Raw genomic sequence first — 22,765 nt, 5'->3', positions numbered from 1 at the left:
GGCTCTACGCGGCGAAGCCGACGTTGGTGACGTACTCGTACTGGCCCCACTGCGAGCCGAGGTCGACGATCGTGTCCTGCCACGCGGCGTCGAGACTCCGGTGGTCGCCGGCCGCCCAGGAGCCGACGATGCGGTCCCAGCGGCGCACGTTCATCGTCCGGTACTCCACCACGCGCTGCAGCGGCTGTGGCACCTGGGACTGGTTGAGCGGGTGGATCTCCACCCGGGTGCCGCGTCCGTCGCGGTTGAGGCGTCTGAGGAGATGGCGGGCGACATAGCGGCGGCGCACCGTCCGGTACGCCTGGTCGATGCGTTCCAGGCTGGTCCTGGAGGGGCGGCGTTTGTCCTCCAGCCAGGCCTTCAGCGTCCGGTGGGTCACGGTGAGTCCCGCGTCCTGCGCGGCCTTCAGGGTCTGGGTCGACTTCGTCAGGTAGTGCAGGCGCGCCATCCAGCCGCGCTTGGCGGTCACGGGAGTGGCGATGCCGCCCGCGAGTTCGTCGAGTTTGCGAGCGACGGCGTCGCTGCCCTTGATGCCCCGGGCGCCGAACCTCCCGAAGTCGATGTTCTTCTCCGGCACTACTCCCCCTCGCCTGCAGGCTCAGCGGCGTCGGTTTTGGCGGTGTACGTGTCCTTGACCTTGACCTCGGTAACAGCTCGGCCTTCGGCGAAGACACGGCGCCAGTCACCGATGACGTGGAGTTCGTCGGTGCCCATCGCCCGGACGACGGCCAGGCCCTCGTCATGGGCCTTGAGCGCCTTGAGCCACAGATTGGCGAAGGCCTGGCTGCGGATGAGGTGCATCCAGTCCGGACGGTAGAGCTCCCGGTTGTAGTTCGACTCCCCCATCGTGGAGACGAACTTCGAGTACATCGCCTTCACGTACTGAAGTGTCACCGTATCGCCCTGCTCGATCGCCGTGTCGCGGGCGTCCTTCAACGCGATGCGGAACTTCTCCAGCAGGTTCTCCGTGGCCCCGGAGGTGTACGACTCGTGGATCTGAGGAGGCGCGCACAGCTGGTGCTTGGGGCCGGACAGGCGCAGCAGGAGGCGGAGCGTCGGCTCGGTGACCCACAGCGGGCCGGGCTCGTCCCGCTGGCCGATCGGGTTGGGCAGCACCGCCTCGTGCTCCCACTCGGGCGGGGTGATCAGGTGGACTCCGCAGCGGCGGCGGTCGTGGGCCGGGCCGGTGGAGTGCTCGAGCCGGCCCAGGGGGAGGTGCGTCTTGAGGGCGGAGAGGTAGGCGCCGTTGATGTCGAGCGCGGTCACCTCGTGCCGGCCGGGCGGGAGTTCGTGGCGGGTCCACTTGGGGCGGGCCTCCCAGATCTGGTCGGCGCCGCGCGCGGTCTGCTTCCTGAGGATGTCGGGGATCCAGGGGTGTGCGATCACGTCGTAGCGGGCGCCCTTGCGGGTCTCGTCCAGCAGTCGCATCGCGTCCGGGATGGCCCGCTTCACCAGCAGCGCCGTGGCTGCGTCGGCGTCGCCCCGGTGCTCGGCGAGCGCGCCCTGCACGGCCTCACGGATCAGGTCGACCGGGCCGGACGTCTCCTGGAACGCGTGGCGGGCCGGGCCCTTGGAACGCTCCGCCGCGCGCGCCGGACGTGTCGTGCGCAACGGCGCTTTCGAGGTGTGCGCGGTCGGCTGTCCGGTTGACGGGGCAGCAGGGGCCCCGGTGGCGGTGGGCCGGCAGTCGGCCGGGGTCAGGTGCTGAGCGAACCCCGCCACGCGTTGTCCGGCCGGACGGCCGCACAGCACACAGGGCTCGGGGGCGACGAGCAGCTCCACATCGTCCCCGTCCTCGTCCTGGCCGAGGCCGGGCGAAGACAGGGGGGCGGCGGTCGCGGCGGTGCCTGACGTGAGGGGCTGCTCCGCAGCCGGCGCCGCCTCGGTCTCGGTCTCGGTCTCGGTCTCGGTCTCGGTGGCAAGCTTGGCGTTCAGTCCGTCCAGCAGGTAGGCGTATTTGGTGCGGATCTCGCCGGCCGGGTCGCGGCCGCTTTCCCATCCGCTGAGCGTTGAGGGGCTCACGCCGAGCGCGCGTGCCACCTGCGCCTTGGACAGCCGAGCCCGCTCCCGCAGCTCGCGGCGTACGTGGCAGGGCGGAAGTTCGGCCTGGGGGCCGACGGCGTCAAGCAGTGAGTCGATCGCGTCGAAGCCGCTCACCGGGCCGTCCCCCTCGCTTCGGTCCGCACGGTACGACGCCTGTCGGCGGGCAGCGCCTCGCACGCTCTGGTCGGACCCGCCAGGAGATCCAGCGCGCCGATGCCGTAGTGCCCGGCCAGGACGTCGACGTCGCGCAGGCTCCAGGAAATGGCGCCCGACTGCCGGCGCGACACCTGTGTCTGCGTCAGTCCCAGCACCCCCGCAACCGACCGCTGCGATTCACCCGTCACCTGCATCAACGCGGCCACCGTCAGCCGCAGCGACTCCTCCAAGCGCAATCCCATGCCACCATCCTACCCGAATTCATGCAACTTCCGCATCTGAATTAGCTTTTCACTATCATCAATGCAGAAAAGCTTTCAGCTTTCTGAGTGAGCTGAAGGTTCTCGGGCACACGGTGTGTCAGCGATCCATGCCGCCCCGACCACACGGAAGCCGTCGGGCCGCGCGCCGGGCTCCCCGATTCGCCTGGCGCGCCTCTTCCACCGCACGATCGGACAGGCACCGCGGGCACACGAGGTCCACGACACGGCGGCGCAGGGCCCGGCGCAGCCGGCACCCGGGCGGTGGCTCTGCGCCCGGGCGGTGGCGGCGCACCGTACGCACTCCAGCGCCCAAGAGCGCGGCCAAGGAGGCGTTTCCGGCGCAGCAGGCCAGGAGGAACGCCATCTGCGCCTGGTGGCCGGCCCGGAACCGGGCCGCGAACTCGGTGCGCTCCTCCGGCTGGAGGAGGGCGTCGTGGCGTTCGCAGCGCGGCGTCCTCTTGTTGTTCCGGGCGATGCCCGGCGAGCTGATGTCCATGCCGGGGAAGGGGTGACAGCGGCCGGTGCGGGGACCGCCGCTGCGAGGCGCTCGGCTCCCGCCCTGCGGGACGCGCCCGTTCGACGTTCCCGCAGACCGCAGGACAGCGAGCCCGATGAGGTTCTCCACACATGAGGCGGTGCAGCGCATCCGGCCGGTTCAGCTGCACCCGCAGCCGCCCGGGCCGGTGCTGACCTGCCCTCATATGCCCGCTGCACGGCTACCGGCTGCAGACCGCCTCAGCCCGCTTGGTCGCCCTGACACACCTCGCCCGCCACGCCCGGCGCGATGTGCTGCCCGGGCAGTTGCGGACCTGCCAGTGCCTGGCCCGCAACTGCTCCTGGCACCCGCGCCACCGCGGCTGCGCCGGCCCCGTACTCCTGGCACTGACCTGCGACCGCAGCGGATGGTCACCTGCGGGCACGTCCTGGTTGGGCTCGGCCGACTGCCGGCGCGGGCTCCGGCCGCCCCCCTGGCTGCGCGTACAGACGAACGCGCTCAGTCGCGGGACCGGGACGGCAAGCCCGCCGCCGTGGCGGTGTCCGCGAGCGTCCGTGACTCGCCGGCGGTCCGACCCGGAGCACGCGGGCGTAGGCTCCGACGCATGCGGATCGGCGAGCTGTCCAGGCACACGGGCGTGAGCGCGCGCTCACTGCGGTACTACGAAGAGCAGGGCCTGCTGACCAGCTCACGCTCCGACGCGGGACAGCGCCACTATGCCCCTGCTGCGGTCCAGCGCGTGTCGCTCATCCGGCAGCTGTTCGATGCGGGTATGTCCAGCAGAGTGATCGCGACGGTGCTGCCGTGTGTGGACGTCCCGGACGACCTGGGCGTCGCCGAGGAGACGTTCACGGCGATGACGCGCGAGCGCGACCGGATCGACGCCGACATCGCGCACCTGATCGAGACCCGGAACGCACTCGACGTACTGATCAAAGCCAACAGCCGACACCGGGCAGAGCTGTCCACAACCCCAAAACCGGTAGCACAGACGGCCTGATGCTGTGATCTGCATCTCAGCCGGTTGCCCCTCACATCAATGTCAGAGGTGAGGATGGCGACACCGCCCGCCATCACCGGGCCGGTCACACGAGAGGCGGCAGAAAATGGGGCAGGCATGGGGTTTCGGCAGGTACGGCGGGCCCGAGGTGCAGGAGCTCTTCGACCGTCCCGACCCCGTCCCCGGTCACGGCGAGGTGCTGGTCCAGGTCGACGTCGCCGGCGTGAATCCCCTCGACCACCTTCTGCGCTCGGGACTGGTCGACGGACTCGACGGCGGGCGTCCGTTTCCCCGCGTGCTCGGCATGGAGGCAGCCGGAACCGTTCTCGCCCGGGGCGAGGACGTCTCCGGGCTCGAGGTGGGTGACGCGGTCTTCGGCTTCGCACTCACCGGTGGCGGCACCTACGCCGAGACAACAGTGCTGTCCGCGCCGAACACCGCACGCATCCCGCAGGGCCTGTCCGCGACCGTGGCGGCAACGCTCCCCATAGCCGGAACGACCGCGGTGGACGTCCTCGACCAGCTCAGCCTCCCGGCCGGCGCCACAGTCCTGGTCAACGGAGTCGGGGGCGGAGTCGGCCTCACCGTCGCCCAGCTGGCCATCGGACGCGACCTGCGTGTGATCGGCACCGGAAGCACCGCCAAACGCGAACACGCCGAAGCCATCGGAGCACACTTCATCGACTACACCACCGAGGACACCGCCGCCGCGGCACACGAACTCGCACCGGACGGCATCGACGGCATCATCGACCTCGCCGGAGGCACCTCACTGCGGACCGTCGCCCCGCTCGCCCGAAAACCCCGCAACGTCATCGCCGTGGGTGACATGACCGTACCCGAACTCGGCGGACGCTTCGTCGAACGCCGCCTCGACCGGACAAACCTGGAACGGACCGCCCAACTCGCCCTCGAAGGACTCCTCACACCCGTCATCACCGCCATCCACCCCCTCTCCGACGCCCCAGCCGCCCTCGCCACCGTCGAAAACGGCCACACCACCGGCAAAACCGTCATCAAAACGGCATAAAACACACCCCACCCCACCCCACAACACCACCAACCACCCACCACACCCCCACACAAAACCATCGAACACGCTCAGAACCCTGACAAAACGCACAACCATCCACCAGTGAGACTCCACCACCCGCAGAGGCGCCGAAGCCAACACGCGTTCCGGCCGGGCGTGCCGACCACCGGCCCGTTGCGCATGCTGATTCTGCGCGGGTGCCGGAGGGCCGGCGGTCCTCTTCTCGGGGCGGTGGACTTTGAGGCCGGTTCCTGTTTTGGGGCGGCTGTCCGGGGCGGGCGCCGGCCGGGGGCCTGCCGCATACGCCGGCCGGAACGGCTGCCGGGGGCGGGGAAATGCTGTGCGGCTGCGCCCGAAAGGGCTGCTGCGAAATGGCTTACGTGAAAACGGCCGAGGCCGTCAGCGGGCGGTGAAGAATGCCCGGTGACGGCCGCCGGTCTTCTGGTGGCTCAGAATTTCGAGCTGCACTTCAGCGGGTACTCGTTGCCGACGAAAGAGATGCAGACGCGGTAGTAGTAGCTGGCGCCACCCAGCATGTTCGACCAGTCCGAGCCGCCGGTGGTGTCCGGGACACGGATACTGAGCGAACGGATCAGCTTGCCGGCCGAGTCGTACTTCTCGATGTAGCCGTAGGAGTTGTAGAGCGAGTTCGAGGAATTGTTCGTCACCCGGACCCAGGCCGCGCTGCACCCCGACGACCAGCGCAGTTCAGCCTTACGGCTGTTGTTGTCGATGGTCCGCTGTGTAGAGACGCTCGCCGTCTCACAGGCCGTGGCTCTCGGACCCATGTTGTCGCAGCTCGCCCCACTGCAGCTCGCGGCGAAGGAAGTGCCGGCCAGGGGAAGCATGCCCATCACGACAACAGCCGCAGAAATGGTCGCGATACGGGTCACTATCTTGTCCACGAAAACTCCGGATTCATACAGATGATACGAACATTCATGTGAAGCGCCAGATGATCATAAGTGCCACGACACCGGACCGGCAATCAACATCGATATCAAGAGCAGAATCCGGCCGACACGAAACGACAGACCAACCAAGTAATGCCAATTTAAATCACCCTTTGTACGGTCCGGCCGGGAGTGTCCGGGGCCCGCCCCGGCGGATGGGGGTGGGGGCGGGTCGGCAGGGGCGCGTGGCCGTCCCGCGGCCGGGTTCCCGGGCCGTTGGGGCGGGCCGTACGACGGTGTGCCGGGGTGGCTGAAAAGTTCCGCCGACGGGCGGGACATGGACGGATGAGCGGGAGACCGGGAGGGGATCTTGCAGGCAGGTGTGTGCCGGGACCTTCGGCTGCCGGGTGCCGTCCTCGGTGACTGCGGGGACCTCACCGCTCGTCGCGGCCGTGTCCGTCGCGGGTGTGCTCGTGGTCGGCCTGACGTACGGCATTTGAGGCAGGTATCTCCGTCTGGCGGGCCGGGAGTTGTCCCGCCTGGAACCCGGGGCCGAGCCGCAAGTCTCGGATGGCCAGCCCGGCCATCAACGCCCCTGCCCTGCAACGAAGATGCCTGTGCCTGGCAGTCCCGCACGCAGTGACCGGCCGCCGCATCACCGTGCGGCGGCCCACGCCGCGGCACACACGCCCACAGAACGGTCTCCAAGGTCACTGGCGTGGACGCGAAGCCGTTGCGTGCGTGAAACCCGATGGCCCTCATGTTGCCCGAGTACGCCGTCGTCTGCGCCCGTTCCGCTCCCCTTTCCTTCACCCGGACCATGAACTGCCCGATCAGACGCTCACCGATCCGTTTGCCGGCGGCAGACGGGCCGCACCTACATGCTCACCATCGACGCGCCCCTCCCCCACTGTCCTCGAGCGGGCAGATGCCGGCGACGGTGAAGGGGCTCCTCGTCGGCTCCGGGGGGGCGGGGCAGGTGCCGTCGTCTCAGGAGACGGGGCCGACGTCATGAGGGACGGCGGACGTGGCGGGCGGGGCCACACCCGGGGGTCGGGAGCGCCGAGGAGTGCCTCGACGCTGGCACGGGCGTGATGGCCGACGGCATGGACGATGGCAGAGCTCAGCAACAACTCCATGAGTTCTGATCAGTAGGGCCATGGAGCTCTTTACAACCCCGGGACCATGCGATGCGAAGCGCGAACACGGCCTCCACGAGACCGGTGCTGCGGACGGCGCTGCACCACAGCTTGCGCAAAAGACGCCAGCTCCTCAGGGTGGCCCTGGTGTGTTCGCCGACGGCGCGGATGCGCGCGTGGACGGCATGGGCGGCCTGCCGGCCGACAAAGAGGCCGCGGTGTCCGCCGCGGAAGGCACCCATAGGCTGCCGCCAGCGCCGTGGCAGCCCGTGTCGCCGTACCAAGAACCAGGCCGACCTCGGCCATGGCATCGACGACGCCGTGGGTCCCGGCCGCCTCGATGCCGTACACGGCACCGGGCAGCGCGCCGGAGGCCCACAGCAGGCGGCCGAACGGGTCGGTGAGGACATGGACATTCATGCCGTGCTTGCGGCGCTTGCCCAAGCAGGAGGGGCGGTCGGCGGCGATCCGATCAATGGGGAACAGCGTGCCGTCCAGGGTCACGAACGCCCCGGCTGCCACACGCTCGAGGGTCAGCTGAAGAGCGGGAACCAGCCCCGGCCAGGAGATCCACGGCCTCGCGGACGTAGCGGCAGACCGTGGCCACACCTATACCGAAGGAGGCTGCCAGCCGGGTGCAGATGTCACCACAGCGCAAGTGGGCCAGGACGAGCAGGGCCTCCCGATTCGGGGGGTAGGCGCCGCCAGCGGGTGCCGACCCGGCGGCGGCGCTCGGCGAGCTGCCTGGTCAGGAAGCGCAAGTGCGAGCTGGACAGGTCCATCGCGGACGGGCAGGCAAGCACGACAACGCGCCCCACACCCGGCTGCGGAACGGAATCGGGGCCGTGAACGTAGCGCACGCCCGACCGGCCGATCGGAAGTGGCTGGTAGGGCATCTCGACGGCCACAGGAAGCAACCGTAGGACCGTCACCACCCCTGGCCGCAAAGAATTCTCGTCCAGACGCTCCACACCGCAGCTTCAGCGGCCAGGTTGCAAGGACTCCGTGCAGCACAGGGAGCGGATGAGTCAGGGAACGATGACGACCTTGCCGCGGATTCGGCCCGCTTCACTGAGGCGGTGAACGTCTGCGACGCCGGTCAGCGGGTGTGACGCGCTGATATCAAGAGTGACCTTCCCCGCATCGACGAGTTCGACGAGCGCCGCCAGATGCGCGACATCGTTACGGGCGACCAAGTGCGTCGCCGTCACCCCCGTCTCGGCAGGAAAATCGACCGGAACCTTGATCAAGACGATCCGCCCGCCCGGCCGCACCACGGATGCCAGCACCACAGCATCACGCGGGCCCAGCGCTCGAATTCAGCAAAGTGTCCACCGGGCGGTCGAGCGCGGCTGCAACCGGCACAGCAGTGCAATCGACCACGTGGTCCGCCCCATGCCTCCGGACCACCCCGGCATCGCGGGCACCGGCCGTAGCGACGACCCCAGCCCCGGCATAGCCGGCAAACCGTGTCACGAACCCACCACCCCCCCCCGCACCATTGACCAGCACCCGCTGACCGGCCCTCACCTTCCCATACCCAAACACCACCTGCCAGGAAGCCAGACCAGCCACAGCAAAAGCCGCCGCACGCGCAAGAGGAACAGACACCGGCACCGGCACGGCACCGGCACCGGCACCGGCACCGGCACCGGCACCAACAGCACACCCAACACCAAAACATACTCGGCAGCCGCCGGGGCATCGGGGGACCTCCCCGGACCCGGCGGTCAGGCCGGGCCGAGGAGGGCCGAGGTGCGAGGATCGGTAACCGGGGCGGGCGGTGCGGCGGGGACGAAGACCGGCGCGTCCTGCTGGTAGAAGATGTCGATGTCCGCCTCCTCACCGCCGACGATCAGGGTGTCCCAGGCGCCGCTCTCCTGCAGGGTGCGTAGGGTTGCGGGGGCCAGGGTGGATAGGTGGGCCCGCAGTTCCCCGTCGTCGGGCAGGCCGGGCAGGCGCGGCGCGAGTCGGTCGCGGATCGAGCGCATGCGGTCCAGGAGGATCTCCAGGTCCCCCTCGGCCGAATCCCCGGATGTCTGCTGCCGGGGCAGCGACGATCCGGCCGTTTTCTCCATGCTGCGGTCGATGATGTCCTTGATCGCGCGGGTCGTGCCCCGCTCGTCCGTGGTGACCATGGCGTTCCACGCGCGGCTCTTGTGCCGGTACTGCAGCATCGACATCGCGGCCTCGTGCCGGATGAAGTCCGCGTCGCGCAGGGGGCGGCCCCGCCAGACGCGGCTGAGGGAGCGGGCCAGGGAGACAGCGGAGGCGAGACCGCTGTTGAGGCCGCGACCGGGCCAGAAGTGGATGGCGTTGGCCGCGTCGCCGAGCAGGAAGCCGTAGGTTCCGGGACGGTCGGCGGCCGGGCGGGTGAGCTGCGCGGTGAAGCGGGGGCGCTGCACCATGTCCAGCCGGAACGAGGTGATCGCGCTCAGGTCGTCCTCGGGGACCGCGAACAGCCGCAGTCCCTCCTGGATCCGCTTCCATAGCGGTGAGCCGCGCAGCAACGCGGGCAGGAACAGAGTGCCGTGGGTCGGACAGACGAACTCGTTGTCCTCGTGGCGGCTCATCACACAGGGGCGGGCCGCGATGCACTCCTCGAAAACCTGCCGCACCGGATCTATGCCGATGACGTTGCGTGCCTCCTCGCGGGTCAGCCGCATGTTGAGGAAGCCTTCGCCTCGCAGGGAGTTGAGCAGGAACCGGTTCTGCGCCACGGTCAGCAGGACGCTCATCGGGTCGGAGAGGCGGGACTTGACGCGCAGGCCGAGCACCACGTCCTGGAGGTGTTCGCCGTCGAGGGAGTAGATGGAGGCGTCGGCGGCGCCGAAGCGGTCGGCGAAGTGCTCGCGGGTGCGGGAGCGGCCGCCCTCGCAGATGACCAGGACGTGATCGCGGGCGATGAGGTGCTCGTGTTCGGAGGGGTCGAAGCGCCGGGGCACCAGCCGGACGCCGGGCTTGGTGTTGGCCAGCCGCAGCAGCTGGTCCTCGATGTAGGCGATACGGATGTTGCGCGGCGGACGCCCGTCCACGGAGTCCGGCCCCAGCGGCCACATCTCGGAGAACTCGCGGCTCTCCCCGAAGAGCGCCGCCTGCATCTCCTCCGTGAGCGCCAGGTACTGCCGGCTCTGCACGGTGACGACCTGCTGGCGGCGGACGTTGCCGTGGTTCTCGTCCTTCCAGACGACGTCGGCGCCGTCGCGCACCCAGCGGCCGTCGTACACGGTCACCGAGACGCGTCCCGGCAGCGCGCTTTCCAGGAGCAGTGCGAAGGCGAGGCCGACGGGGCCGCCGCCGCTCACCGTGACCCGCAGGACGCCGGGGTCGACGGCGGCGTCGGCGCGGGGGAGGGCGAGCTGGGAGAGGTCCATGACGGTCTCCACGGCCTCCTGTGTCTCGAACAGGAAGGTCTCGTCACCGATGCGTATGGTGTCGCCGGGCGTCAACTCGTGTCGTGTGACACGTTGTTCGTTGACGTAGGTGCCGTTCCTGCTGCCGCGGTCGTGGAGGACGTAGGCTCCGTCCTCGGTGACGATCTCGGCGTGCAGCCGGGAGGCACTGACGCTGACGATGACGACGTCGTTGTCACTCTTGCGCCCGAACGTCAGCGGAGCGTCGCCGAGGACCACGCTCTGACCGGTGAAGGGGCCGCTACGTCCCACGATGACCGACAGCACGGATACTCCTTAGGGTGATCAAGTTCGTTCAAGTATGGACGAGGCAGTGCCGGGTTCACGCACCGTCTGCTCGGCAAGTCACGGAGAAGGCGACCGAGTTGGACTTGGCGTCGAACGGTGACTTGATCTCCACCGCCATCGCGCTGCTCAGCGTCCCCTCCTGTGCGTACGCCGACAGCCGCACCGTCTCCTTCTTCGTGTCCGCCTCCCCCTCCCTGAACGACAGCGTCCGCCACTGCCGGTCCACCACCGCCCCGTTCACCGACACCCACCGATAGGAGAACTGCACAGGGATCTGCGACGTCGTGAATGTCGCAGTGAACCGGGGCGCCCGGTCCTCCCCCGCTGGACAGCTCCCCTCGTAGGCGGTCGCCCCGCCCGCCACCGTCACCGACACGGGCTGTGCGGCGCTCCCGCCGTCCCCGCCCTCATCACTGTCCTGGCCCACGAGCGCATAGGTCAACCCCGCGCCGAGCAGCACCAGCACGGCGCCGGCCGCGCCCACCAGGCGGGTGGTACGACGCTTGCGCCGCCCGGCGGTGAGTGAGGGACCGGTGGCGGGCAGGGGCTCCGGCACGCCGAGCGGCGGGCCGAAGACACCGAGCGGCGCCGGTGCCGTCGGCTCCTTCGCCTCGGCGCCGCCCGTCGTCCGGTCCGAAGGAGTCGTGGCCGTCACCGCCTTGTCTGCCGCGGTCACGGCGGTGTCCCCGGTGGGGAAGGGCTCGTCGGCGGTCGCAAGCTCCTCGGCAGCCGTCACATCCACCGTCAGCGCGGCGGTGACGGTGGATGTGACCACGGCATCCGTGCGGACGTCGCTGGTCGCGGTGCCGGCCTCGTCGGTGGTCGGCACCCCCGCGACCGCGCGCAGCCGACGTGCGGCCTCATGGGCCGCCATGCGCTCTGCGGGATCCTTGCGCAGCAGACCCTCGATGACCGCGGTGAGCGGTCCGGCGCGGTGCGCCGGCGGCAGTTCGTCGTCCACGACTGCTCGCATCGTGGCCAGTGCGCCCGTCCGACGGAACGGCGAACGGCCCTGCACGGCCGTATAGAGGAGGGCCCCCAGCGACCACAGGTCCGAGGCATGGCCCGGCGTCCGGCCCAGCAACCTCTCCGGGGCCACGTATTCGGGCGAGCCGACCACCTCACCGGTCATCGTCAGCGCCGTGTCGCCCTCCAGTGTGGCGATGCCGAAGTCGGTGAGGACCACCCTGCCCTCGTCGGCGAGCAGCACGTTGGCGGGCTTCACATCGCGGTGCAGGACCCCCGCGCCGTGCGCGGCGCGCAGGGCCGCCAGCACCTCGGCACCGATGCGGGCGGCCTCCTTCGGTACCAGGGTGCCCTGCGCGCCGATCACGTCGGCGAGCGAGCGGCCGCGCACGAGTTCCATGACGATCCACGGCCGTCCGTCGAAGGTGGCAACGTCGTGCACGGTCACCACACCGCGGGCGCTGACCCGCGCGGCCGCCCATGCCTCCCGCTCCAGCCGGGCATGCATACGGGCGCTGCGCTCGGCGGGCAGGTCGAGAGAGGCGCGGACCTCCTTCACCGCCACCTCGCGCTGCAGCACCTCGTCGCGGGCGCGCCAGACCGTGCCCATACCGCCCTCGCCGAGCACGGACAGCAGCCGGTACCGGCCGGCGACCAGCCGCCCACCACCGGCGTCCGAAGAGACCGTGTCCTTGTTCTGCATCGGTGTCCACTCCCTGTCCGTGCCAACTGCCGTGCTCAGTATGTAAGTACACCGGAAGGCGCCGCGTGACGGGGTGACAGAGCGGGACGGTCTTAGCGGCCGTGTGGACGCTGTGGTCGTTTTGCACCGGCCTCACCACGGCTGGCCCTGCGTCACGCACGGAACGGGCCGGCAATGGCGTCCGTCAGGGCCGTCCGCACGGACGTTTCCGGGAGGACTGTGCCGTCCTCTCCTGTGGGCCGGCCCGGACGACGGCCCTCAGCTGTGCACACCCGCGAACGTGTCCGCATGCGCCTGTCAGTCGTCCGCGGCGTATGCGCTGGCCAGCACGTCGCCGACCGCACGGGCGTGGGCCTTCTGCGAAGGCGGCCGCGTTCTCGTCGCTGCTCAGCCCGTCTACCGGTGGCCGTACGCATCGACGTCTGCGGTGGAGTCTTTCGTTGGCGAGGGCGTAGTCGCGGGCGTTGCCGTGTGCTCGGTGTACGCGCTCGCCCGGTTGCAGGCTACGCGGTACTTCCGGAGCAGCTGGCCACCCACGGAGCGCCCGCCGCGTACATCGGCAAACGACGCCCGCTCTCGTGGACAAAGCCAGTGGCAGGGTTCCGCATGATCTGCAGGTGCCGCCTTTCGGCCTTGTACCGGTTGAGGCGCTTGATGCGGGCGTACTGCGTCACGGCTTCCCGTACCGCTGCAGCGGCATCAAGCCGTGCCTGGCGCTGCGGGTGACGCTCATGGTGACCGTTGAGGAGCCGTCAGGCGGCCGCTGGATGGGGTGTGGCGGCGGGCGAGGGGGCTTCGCCCGGGTTGCATCCCCCCTTCCCGGGGGCGCGTTGCTCGGGTTCGGGCCCGTTGGCAGCGATGTCCTTCGCAAACTGCTGTCCGCCGGCCCGGGCACAGCCCGCTTCGGTGAGCTGCGGTCCCTCGCTGATGGCCGGGGGTGTGGCCTGCGAGGGCCTGAGCACTCGTCGAGGCCCCTACATGGAACGGGCCCCGCGGCCTCGGTCACGATCGGGCGGCGCGCCGGGAGGCTCTTTTCCTGTCTCACGGCACCGGGTACAGGGTGCCGGCCCAGACGGTGCTCCGTAGTGCCCTGGTCCTTCGGCCGGTTGGCGGCCGGCCCTGCAGCCAAGAGGGCTGACCTGGCACTGTGGGGAGGTCGGCGCTGAGCTCGAAACCACCCCGAGCTCGACGCGGCATGGGGCCAGGACCGGTTCACCATCGGTCACCGGATCCGGCAGAACAACATGCCGCTCCTACCAGCAGATGAAGTCGCTTCTCGATGCCTGCTCCGCCCGGCTCACCCGAGCCGTCGACGCCGCTGTGACTGAGCACCAGATCTGTTCAATGAGCGGGGAACTTGTCGTGCTGCGCATTCGAGTTGGCAGACAGGACGGCCCTCGTCGAGGCTGACCTGGACAGTTTCGTCGATCAATGAGGGCAGCGCGCCGAAAGGGTTTGTCACAAGGCTGGATACCGACGATGATCACCTCATGACGACCAGAAAGGGCCATGCCCTCTAAACGCCCCGCTCCGCTCTCCACCGCTCGCGCGCCGCCCGACCGCAACTCACCGCAGCGACCGACGGCCGTGACCGCCCGCCAAGGAGAGCCCGCCCGTGCAGAAGACTGCCCTCAACCCCTACGCCCACCTCCCGCGGGCGCACCGCAACCGCCACGTCCTGACCAGTACCGTCGACGTCTTCGGCGTCGCCCACTGGCTGCTTGCCGAGCGTGCTCCGAAGCCCGGCGGCGATGTCCTGCCCTTCGACGCGCTGGTCGTCTCCGTCCATCCGGGCGGCACAGTCGAACTCACCGAGCTGTGCGCCGTGCGAGCCCGCTGGCCGCACCTGGACCGCCTGCCGGACGGCGGGTTCGTCGTCGCCGCGTCGCGCGTCCGCCGGCACGAGGACGCCAACCAGGTCCAGGTCTTCGACACGCTCGGGCACGAGACCTTGTCCTTCTCCGTCGGGGACGCCATCGAGCACCTGCTCGTTGACGAGGCCGGCCATATCTGGGTCGGTCACTTCGACGAGAACCCGGCCGGAATACGCCGCTGGAGCGCCACGGGCCGGCTCGCCTGGACGTCGGACGGCGCCCGCATCCCCGGTCTCTTCGACTGCTATGCGCTGAACGTGTCGAGTACCGCCGCCTGGGCGTGCCCCTACACGGACTTCCCGCTCGTCGAGATACGCCCCGACCGCACCGAGCCCGTGAGGGTGTGGTCGAACCGCATAGGGGGCGCCAAAGCGGTGGCAGTCCACGGCAACCGAGTCACCTTCTACGGCGGTTACCGCGAGGAGCAGGACCGACTCGCCCACGGACAGCTCACCGAAACATCTGTCGAGCCCACGGGCGTCGGCCTGCTCACCCTGTCCAATGGCTCTGCTCCCGGCCGCCGGCGGGTCGTCAGCCGAGGAAGCAGGATCTACGTCCAGGCCGAGCCATTCACCGCGTGGGGCCTGTTCGACCTCAGCAGCTGACACCCAGCACGGAAAAGGATCCTCTCGCCCGGTGGCCGACCATCCGACGCCTATCGCGCAACAAGCTCGCCGCAGCTCGTGCCAGCGAGCATCAGACGGTCTTCGACCGGATAATCGAAATCCTCGCCGAGCAGGGGGCACGGCGCACTTCTGCTGCGCTGATCACCTCACGCCCGGGTGGTATCACGAGCAGACGGGCCAGCTTGCGCCCGGTGTCACCGTCGGGCCGAATTCGTACATCGGAGTTGCCCATCAGGCATGTACCGCGCTCATTCACTGGACCGAAGCACGATATTTGTCACAAGAGGTATCCGCTGAACTGCGGCTCTAGGCGGGCGAAGCACGGTGGTTGTCACCGATGGGGCGCGCCACCTGTCATCAGCACGAGCGAATCAGATTTGGTGACACCCCTTCCGCGCTCTGCAACTGCCTGCGTCGGGCCCCGGACCCTGACGACCGACTCACTCGTACCGGCTGGCAGGGTTCATGAGCCGAGGACGAGCTACCTGTCCGGGCGCCTCGCCGCGGCGGCGCTGGTGCCGTCCGGCGCACGGTGCACCGGCTGCGGATGCGACTGGCTTCAAGGGGCGGCAAGCTTCCAATGAGTCCTCATCTCTAGCCATGTATGTCGATTGGCCCCAAGGACTCGCCCTTGCCCTGTAGCGTTCGGCCATGGGCCTGGAGGACGACGTCCGACGACTCGAAGAGAAGCGTCAAGCCGATGCGAGACGCACCCAGCAGGCGAGAGAAGAAGCCGCCGCACCACTTCCTGCACTGCTCGAAGAGTTTGCTACGACTCTGCGGCGACGCAATATCCCCTCGTTCCGGTTCACGAATACGAAGTGGTGGAGCCGAAGAACGACTTGAGGCAGTTCCATCCCACGCGAGTAGTGCGTGGCGAGGGTTGGCCGTTCAGCACGTTCTACGACGACGGCGATGGGATCTCAGGCACCGCGCTGGTGCTGATGAGTGACGGTGTCACACTCATCAGACCGCTGATCCAGAGCTTGTTGAAACGCCGCAAAGGGTTCCTCAACCGCGGGTATCGGCCACCCGGGAAGTTTATTTGCTGGGACCGCCCGTTCACTCCGACCACGAGCTACAGCAGCAGTGAGAGCCTCGAGGCGATCAGAGCCGGAATGATCAATTTCCTCGACATGCATCGCTAACTCGAAATCTGGCGATTGGCCAGGCCGCTGTCATACGTTCATAAGACTGCCCGATCTGTAAGGGATCGATGAAGGATCCTGCGACGGCTGCGAGCTCAGTCCGCGGACTGATGTGGTCGGGGACGACGTACCAGGCGGATCGGGCGTGCCGGGCATCTGCCGACGTCGACCGGCTCATCGATATCACCGAACTTGACGATACGGACGACCTCGTCATGACCCTGCCTCCCCCTTGCGAGATGTGAGCGCGGGCTGCCCAGTCTGCGTCATCCGGCACGGATCAGGCACGGTGACAACAAGCTGCTTTCGTGACAACTACCGTGCACCGTCTCAGTCACAAGGGCGGTTCGGGCCCTTGCCGCGGGGCGATCTGCAGCTCGAACTCGAGGTCCTCGGTGTCAGTGAACCGGACCTCTTCCAGGCTTCCGGCGCGGCGGCCGCCGTCCTGGAAGCACACCTCCTTGAGCGCTTCGGCCTCGAGGTCGAGGAGTTGATGCTCGAGCGCGGGATCGTCGTCCCCTGCGAGACGGTGCGCCGCTGGTGCGCCAAGTTCGGGTCGGCCTACGCAGGCGCGCTGCGCCGTCGGCAGCCTCGGTCTGGGGACAAGTGGCACCTGGACGAGGCCTTCATCAAGATCAACGGGCGGTTGCAGTACCTGTGGCGGGCGTCGACCAGGACGGCAGCATCCTGGACATCCTGGTGCAGAAACGCCGGGACAAGGCCGCTGCCAGGCGCTTCTTCCGCAGACTTCTGAAGCGGCCGGCGCGGTACCGCGGGTGATCGTCACCAACAAGCTCCACTCCTACGGCACCGCCCACCGAGAGGTCATGCCCTGCGACGAACATCAGCAGTCGAAGCACCTGAACAACCGGGCGGAGAACAGCCACCATCCCACCAGACAACGCGAGCGGGCGATGAAAGGCTTCCGCTCGGTGGGCGGAGCACAGCGGTTCCTCTCCGCGTTCAGCGGCATCTCAACCCACTTCCGGCCCCGCCGCCATCAGATGACCGCTACTGCCCACGCCGAGATAACCGTCCGCTTCGCAATCTGGGAGCAGATCACCGGCGTCACCGGCCTCGCCACCACAGCCTGAGCACAGCCCGGAACCAGGCCCCATCAGGCCGTGACGCACCATCAGAGACCGTCCGCCCAACAACGTGACAGCGCCGATTCAAGGTTTACCGACGGTTCTTGCAAGGTCACTCCGGCACAGTAGTTGTCGCACCGGTCTCATCGCCGGAACCAGTGATGTTCCACCGCTGTTCCGGGTTCGATCCGGACAAGGCCCGGACAAGGGGACTGAGGGCAGGCCGGACACAGAAGGGGCTGTCCGGGACAGGGGATAGCGGTTGATTAGAAGGATCGGTGGCACCACGCTTCAAGCAGCCCGGTAGCCGAACGCCGCGACATTCGAATCCGCTGGAACGCTAACCCCTCTGGCACGGAGGGGCATCTCAGGATCGGGCTCTCACAATCGGCAGGAGAAGTTTCATGCACATTCGCAGTGCCCTAGCTTCCGTCGGGCTCCGGGCCGCCCTCGCATTCGCGGTGATGGTCGCGCCGGCCCAGGCGGCACGGAACGTGTCCGGCAGGGCCGAAGTCGACCGATTCGGTATCGATGGACGCCTCGATGCTGCCGAGCAGTCCGAATCCGACGACCCTCCTGATCGCCTTCTCCCGTGGACCTCCATCCCGAAGCAGGAGCCCGTACCAGCCGTTTCAACGTTTCTTGCACGTTGATATTCAGCCGCCCTGACCAGCGTTTTCAACGCTACTTCGCACAAGGTCTGCCGAGCGCGGTGGTGGCCATCTCGTCCAACGGGTTCGTGACGGCAACCGATGGCGACGCGATGTGTCAGGAATCGCGAAACCAAGATCACTTCGTCGGGAACGGCCGAGGCATCGGGCGATATGGCGTCGGCACAACAACGGCCGTCCACATCACGTCGAAACAGCCGGCAAGACCCGCGAGGGAGTACTGCCCGCTGCGGTCGCGTACCGCCGCACCCGGCAGATTGAGGAGAAGACCGTGACCGACCGGGAAAACGAGTGGGAACCATTGGACCACTCCTACATCGACACGTTCCTGCGGGTCCGAGACGAAGTGGTGCCGCTGCACGGCTGGCGGCACCGGCCCGACCAGATGTGGTGCTACCTGACTCCTCCTGGCACCGCGACCCAGCCACAGGGCTGGAAAATACATGTATCGGCGACACCTCGTTCGGCCGAAGACGTCCTCGCCGCGGTCTCGCGGGTGCTGCTGGAACGCCGAGTCACCTTCAAGTTCGCCAGAGGGCTGAAGCAGTTGCGGATGCTGCTGTCGATTCGGATGGCCCGCGGCTCCGGAGGGAAATTCATTACCGTCTACCCGGAGGGGCCGGAGCAGTTCACGGAACTGCTGGAGGTACTGCACGAGGCCACCGAAGGCATGGAAGGACCGGCCATCCTCTCTGATCGCCGGTACCGTCCGGGGAGCCTGGTCCACTACCGCTACGGCGGCTTCAGCGCCAGTCAGCAAGTGCTCGATGTGGATGGGTCTTACACGCACATGCTGGTCACCCCCGACGGCCGGTGGACACAGGACGAGCGCAATGCCTGGTACAGCCCTCCCGCCTGGGCACCGGTACCGCTGTCCGACCCGGAGCCCGTACGCCCTTCCTCCGAGCGCGGCAAGTCGCAGGTGCTGCTGAATGATCGCTACGTCGTCCACGAGGCGATCCGGCATTCCAACCGCGGTGGCGTCTACCGCGCTCGCGATGAACGCACCGGCCAGAAGGTGGTCATCAAGGAGGCAAGGCCCTTCGTAGGGGCGGAAGTCGACGGCACGGACGCCCGTGACTACCTGCGCAACGAGTATCAGACGCTACGTGCCCTGGAGCCCCTGGGCATCGCCGTACGCCCGGTCGACCTGTTCGAGTACCAGGGGCACTTGTTTCTGGCCGAGGAGGAGGTCCCCGGGGTCACGCTTCGCACCTGGGTCGACGACATGGTCAGGAGGGATCCCGGCCGGATGATGCCTTTCGACCGGGTGCTGGACGTCGCGCGACGCCTCGTCGACATGGCGGCCGCGGTCCATGACAAGGGGCTGGTGTTCCGTGATCTCACGCCGAACAACGTGATGATCAAGCCGGACGGCGAACTGGTGCTCATCGACACCGAGTTCCTCGCCGTACCCAACGAGCAGGTGACCCGGGTGCAGACCCTGTCCTATGCGGCACCTGAGGAGGCCAACGGCCCTGTCCGCTACCCCGCGCCGCGCCCGGTCGCCGACCTGTACAGCGTCGGTGCGACCCTGTTTCACCTGTGCACGGGGGTGCACGCCTACATCCCCCCGGAGGGCCGCGCGGATGAGTCGGCGCGATCGGGCGATGCTCCCCCCGATCGCACTCCCGGCGGCGATGCTCTCCTGCGCTCCTATGACGAGCGGGTGAGGTTTTTGGTGCGGGCGGTCGCCGCGGATTACGCCACGCTCCGCGCCTTCGCCCCGATCGTCCTCGGCCTGCTGAGGGAGCGGCCGGAGCAGCGCCTGTCACTGCTGCGAGTGCGGGAGATGCTGGAGGACCTGCGGCCGGCACGTTCCGGCCCTCGGCCGATGCGCCTTCCGGCGGCGGACCAGGAACGGTTGCTCACCGACGGACGGGCCCAGCTCGTCACCGGTATGACCCCCGACAGCCCCGACGCCCTGTGGCCCGCGCCTCCTGTGGAGGGGCGCATGTTCGACACTCTGGCCCTCCAGGCCGGATCGGCCGGCACCCTGGAGGTGATGCGCCGCGGCGTGCGGGCCACCGGAGACGCTCGGCAACGCTCGGCACTACGCACCGGTCTGGCCTGGCTGGACGAGAAGGTGGACCGCAGTCCCCGACAGCTCCCCGGGCTGTACTTCGGCCGAGGCGGGACCTACTGGGCCATGTACGAGGCGGCCACCGAACTCGGCGACGGCGCCGTACAGCGGCGCAGCATCGAACGCGTCAAGAGCCTGCCGGTGGTCTGGAGCAACCCCGACCTCACCCACGGCGTGGCCGGTGGCGGGCTGGCCCAGCTCCACCTGTGGCGCCGCGCTGGGGACGAGGAACTGCGCGAGCGGGTGCTGCTCTGCGTGGAGTCGGTGCTGGCCGCCCGGGCGCCCGACGGCCTGGTCTGGCCGGTACCCAAATCCATGGGTCGGGGAGAGGGACTGACCCACTACGGATTCGCGCACGGCGTGGCAGGCATCTGCTCCTTCCTCCTCAGCGTCGCCCGCGAGTTGGAGCGGCCGGATCTGCTCGAGTCCGCCGTCGCCGGCGGGGACTTCCTCCTGTCCCTGGCCCGGGACCACGGGGACGGTCTGCGCTGGCCGACCGCCGAGGCCAAGAACAAAGCACTGGACGATTCCTTCGACGGCGTGTGCTGGTGGTGCAGCGGAGCTCCCGGAATCGGTACATTTCTGATCAGGCTGTGGCGTGCCACCGCCGACAGGCGTTACCTCGACGCCGCGCACAGGGCTGCGGTGAGTACCCGCCGGGAGAAGTGGTTCCTGTCCGCCAGCCACTGTCACGGCCTGGCCGGTAACGGCGAATTCCTGTTGGACATGGCGGCGGCCACTGGCGAAACCCTGTACCTGGAATGGGCCGAGGAACACGCCGCCGCACTCTACCGGCTGTGCGGCCTGCACAAAGGGCGCCTGGTACTGCTGGACGAGACCGGTACGGGCATGACCTACAGCTACAACATCGGCATGGCCGGCGCCATCGGCTTCCTCCACCGACTCCGGCACGGCGGCGAACGGTGGTGGATGGTCGACGACTTCACCCTCACCCCTCGGGAGGAGCGGTGACCGCGACCGTACGACGAACCCCTGAACTGTGGTCGACACTAGCCACCCTGCGCTCGCGACTGACGTTCCGGTTCTCCGGCACAGGACGCGGCGCCACCGCCCTGGTGGCCGACGGGCGCGGCTTCCTCTACGGCGAGTTCTGGCACCTCGGTGCCGACCGGCCGAGCTGCCGCACCGTAACGGGCCTGCGGTACCACGCTGACGGCGCCCCGGAGAGACTGCCGAACGACGCCGTGCCCTTCGACGACGGGGCCGTCCTCCTAATCGGCCCCAGCGAACTGCTGTTCCTGTCACCGGACGGGAAACAGCGACCCGCCGGGCGGCTTCCCGCCCCGCCCGTGATGGTCGCGCCCGCTCCGGACGGGTCTCGTACCGTGCTCTTCATCGTGCGCGGCACGCTGTCCGGCGAGTGCTCGGCGTGGTTGTGGCCCGGCCCTGGGACGCCAGTACGACGCCTCGGCGCGCTGCCCGCGCTGCTGCCCCGAGGCGGAGGGTGGCTGGATCCCGGCGGCAACCAATACGTACTCAACGTCCGTGAAGGCGGACAGACAATACCTACCGTCTACGACCTGCGAACCGGTGCGAGGACGGTACTTCCCGTCGACCCGGTGGACGGCAACACTGCGTGGCACACCGCCCCACGCACGGGTGAGGTGCTGCTCGTCAGCGCGGGGGCAGACGGCGAGGGCCATCGCCTTCGCCTCTTCCGGCCAGACGGATCCACCCGAGAGGTGTCCGCGACGCAGGGCCTGTCCGGCACGGTGACACCTCTGGCCATGCACCCGGGCGGGGGGCTGGTCGCGCTCCACGTGGTCGACAGCCCACGCCAGGAGCTGATGGTCCTGGAGACGGCCACCGACGAGGTCCGGCCGATGAAGTCCCCGGACCCGTGCGCCGTGGGTGCGGGGGCCTGGAGTGAAACGCCGTCCGGCGCGGCGCGGTTCTGGAGCATGTCGATCGGCGCCGGTCTGCCCGCCCGCATGGTCGCCCATGACTCCGAGGGCTGGTTCGACGTGCACGACGGCACCGCGGCCGGGAGATCCACCTCGTGGGCGCCCAGCCGTGCGGAGCGCATGCCAGGAGCTGAAGGCGAGATCGAAGCGATCGTGTGCGGCCACCAGGACTGGCACTCGGCGCGTCGCGTGGTGATCGGCCTGCACGGAGGTCCCGCCGACCGGTGGGTCCTGAAGTTCTCCCAGCTCTTTCAAGTCCTCGCCGAGCAGGGCGTGACCGTCATTGCGCCCAATCCACGCGGCAGTGTCGGCTACGGAAACGCATTTCACCGACTCATCGTCGGCTCCTGGGCGGGCCCGGACCTCGCGGACGTACTCGCGCTGGCCCGCCACGTCCGCCGCTCCCGGGGAGGCAAGCCACTGGCTCTGTACGGTGCGAGCTACGGCGCTTTCCTCGCGCTGCTCGCCGCCGGCATCTCGCCGGATCTGTGGTCACGGGTGCTCGCTGTCGCTCCCTTCCTCAGTGGCGACCGGCTCCATCCCGTGGCTTCGCCTCAGGTCCGCGCCATGATCGACAGGCTGGGAGGACGTGCCGTTCTGGTCGACGAGGCCGGGCCGCGTGACGTGCTGGCCCAACTCCCGCGTATCACCGCACCGCTTGTTGTCCTGCATGGGGAGCAGGACCCGATCGTTCCGGCGAGCCAGTCCTTGCGGCTTGTCCAGGAACTCAGACGTCTCGGCCGTCGTCCTGGCATCGACTTCCACCATCTGGAGATCGCCGAAGCGGGGCATGCCCCGCTGGACGGCTCGGCCGAGCTGCATCACATGGTTGCTCGGTTCCTCGCATATGGCGAGTGGGCCGTGCCACCGATTCCTTCCGTTTCGCGCTCCGGCAATTGAGCGGCAGGAAATCATCCGGCACTGAGGAAAACAAACAAGGAGGTGAACCATCGTGAC

Annotated in this window: 13 protein-coding genes and 3 pseudogenes; 7 read left to right on the top strand and 9 right to left on the bottom strand. The window is 68.6% G+C overall.

Annotated elements, in window-relative coordinates; all coding sequences use genetic code 11:
* Nucleotides 1-4 precede the first annotated feature (4 nt).
* From ACGFR9_RS10310 to ACGFR9_RS10300, 3 genes are read right to left on the bottom strand one after another with little or no spacing between them, the layout of a single operon-like run.
* Nucleotides 5-577 carry a transcriptional regulator gene (locus ACGFR9_RS10310; protein ID WP_393205147.1) on the bottom strand — a complete coding sequence of 191 codons (573 nt, stop codon included), beginning with the start codon at nucleotides 575-577 and terminating at the stop codon, nucleotides 5-7.
* A complete protein-coding gene (locus tag ACGFR9_RS10305) occupies nucleotides 577-2,157 on the bottom strand; it encodes a helix-turn-helix domain-containing protein (RefSeq protein WP_393205144.1) in 1,581 nt (526 codons plus the stop codon). Before ACGFR9_RS10305 ends, ACGFR9_RS10310 begins: the two co-directional genes overlap by 1 nt.
* The gene (locus ACGFR9_RS10300; RefSeq protein ID WP_393205141.1) at nucleotides 2,154-2,441 is read right to left on the bottom strand and encodes a helix-turn-helix domain-containing protein; all 288 of its coding nucleotides are present in this window, start codon (nucleotides 2,439-2,441) and stop codon (nucleotides 2,154-2,156) included. The genes ACGFR9_RS10305 and ACGFR9_RS10300 overlap by 4 nt, the downstream gene beginning before the upstream one ends.
* 1,121 nt (nucleotides 2,442-3,562) lie before the next feature.
* Between ACGFR9_RS10300 and ACGFR9_RS10295 the strand changes: the two genes are divergently transcribed.
* Both ACGFR9_RS10295 and ACGFR9_RS10290 read left to right on the top strand, forming a co-directional pair.
* On the top strand, nucleotides 3,563-3,958 hold the full coding sequence (locus tag ACGFR9_RS10295; RefSeq protein WP_393205138.1) for a MerR family transcriptional regulator: 396 nt from the start codon (nucleotides 3,563-3,565) through the stop codon (nucleotides 3,956-3,958).
* 106 nt (nucleotides 3,959-4,064) lie between these two features.
* The gene (locus ACGFR9_RS10290; RefSeq protein ID WP_393205135.1) at nucleotides 4,065-4,988 is read left to right on the top strand and encodes an NADP-dependent oxidoreductase; all 924 of its coding nucleotides are present in this window, start codon (nucleotides 4,065-4,067) and stop codon (nucleotides 4,986-4,988) included.
* 452 nt (nucleotides 4,989-5,440) lie between these two features.
* Here the strand turns inward: ACGFR9_RS10290 and ACGFR9_RS10285 are convergent, their stop codons facing one another.
* The 6 genes and pseudogenes from ACGFR9_RS10285 to ACGFR9_RS10260 form a co-directional block, all read right to left on the bottom strand.
* Nucleotides 5,441-5,779: a DUF2690 domain-containing protein gene (locus ACGFR9_RS10285; protein ID WP_393205132.1), complete on the bottom strand. Its 339-nt coding sequence runs from the start codon at nucleotides 5,777-5,779 to the stop codon at nucleotides 5,441-5,443.
* A gap of 171 nt (nucleotides 5,780-5,950) precedes the next feature.
* Nucleotides 5,951-6,745, bottom strand: a pseudogene (locus tag ACGFR9_RS10280) (hypothetical protein); the annotation flags it as partial.
* A gap of 262 nt (nucleotides 6,746-7,007) precedes the next feature.
* Nucleotides 7,008-7,919: pseudogene (locus ACGFR9_RS10275) on the bottom strand (transposase family protein).
* A gap of 132 nt (nucleotides 7,920-8,051) precedes the next feature.
* A complete protein-coding gene (locus ACGFR9_RS10270; RefSeq protein ID WP_393205129.1) occupies nucleotides 8,052-8,315 on the bottom strand; it encodes a zinc-binding dehydrogenase in 264 nt (87 codons plus the stop codon).
* Between the two features lie 438 nt (nucleotides 8,316-8,753).
* Nucleotides 8,754-10,703: an FHA domain-containing protein gene (locus ACGFR9_RS10265; protein WP_393205126.1), complete on the bottom strand. Its 1,950-nt coding sequence runs from the start codon at nucleotides 10,701-10,703 to the stop codon at nucleotides 8,754-8,756.
* Nucleotides 10,704-10,758: 55 nt separating this feature from the next.
* The gene (locus tag ACGFR9_RS10260) at nucleotides 10,759-12,393 is read right to left on the bottom strand and encodes a protein kinase (protein ID WP_393205123.1); all 1,635 of its coding nucleotides are present in this window, start codon (nucleotides 12,391-12,393) and stop codon (nucleotides 10,759-10,761) included.
* A gap of 1,615 nt (nucleotides 12,394-14,008) precedes the next feature.
* Between ACGFR9_RS10260 and ACGFR9_RS10255 the strand changes: the two genes are divergently transcribed.
* The 5 genes and pseudogenes from ACGFR9_RS10255 to ACGFR9_RS10235 all read left to right on the top strand — a co-directional run bounded on the left by ACGFR9_RS10255 (nucleotide 14,009) and on the right by ACGFR9_RS10235 (nucleotide 22,708).
* Nucleotides 14,009-14,872: a hypothetical protein gene (locus tag ACGFR9_RS10255; protein WP_393205120.1), complete on the top strand. Its 864-nt coding sequence runs from the start codon at nucleotides 14,009-14,011 to the stop codon at nucleotides 14,870-14,872.
* 842 nt (nucleotides 14,873-15,714) lie between these two features.
* Nucleotides 15,715-16,041 (top strand): hypothetical protein, encoded by a 327-nt coding sequence (locus ACGFR9_RS10250; protein WP_393205117.1) that lies wholly within the window; start codon nucleotides 15,715-15,717, stop codon nucleotides 16,039-16,041.
* Nucleotides 16,042-16,486: 445 nt separating this feature from the next.
* Nucleotides 16,487-17,135: pseudogene (locus tag ACGFR9_RS10245) on the top strand (IS6 family transposase).
* Between the two features lie 936 nt (nucleotides 17,136-18,071).
* On the top strand, nucleotides 18,072-20,855 hold the full coding sequence (gene lanL / locus ACGFR9_RS10240; protein WP_393205114.1) for a class IV lanthionine synthetase LanL: 2,784 nt from the start codon (nucleotides 18,072-18,074) through the stop codon (nucleotides 20,853-20,855).
* Nucleotides 20,852-22,708, top strand: coding sequence for an alpha/beta hydrolase family protein (locus tag ACGFR9_RS10235; RefSeq protein WP_393205112.1), 1,857 nt, complete (start codon nucleotides 20,852-20,854; stop codon nucleotides 22,706-22,708). Before lanL ends, ACGFR9_RS10235 begins: the two co-directional genes overlap by 4 nt.
* Nucleotides 22,709-22,765 lie beyond the last annotated feature (57 nt).

It is taken from the genome of Streptomyces sp. NPDC048584, from assembly GCF_043199595.1.
Taxonomy (GTDB): Bacteria; Actinomycetota; Actinomycetes; order Streptomycetales; family Streptomycetaceae; genus Streptomyces; species Streptomyces edwardsiae.
Note: the sequence above shows the minus strand (reverse complement) of the source record. Positions and strands in the feature narration are given on the sequence as shown.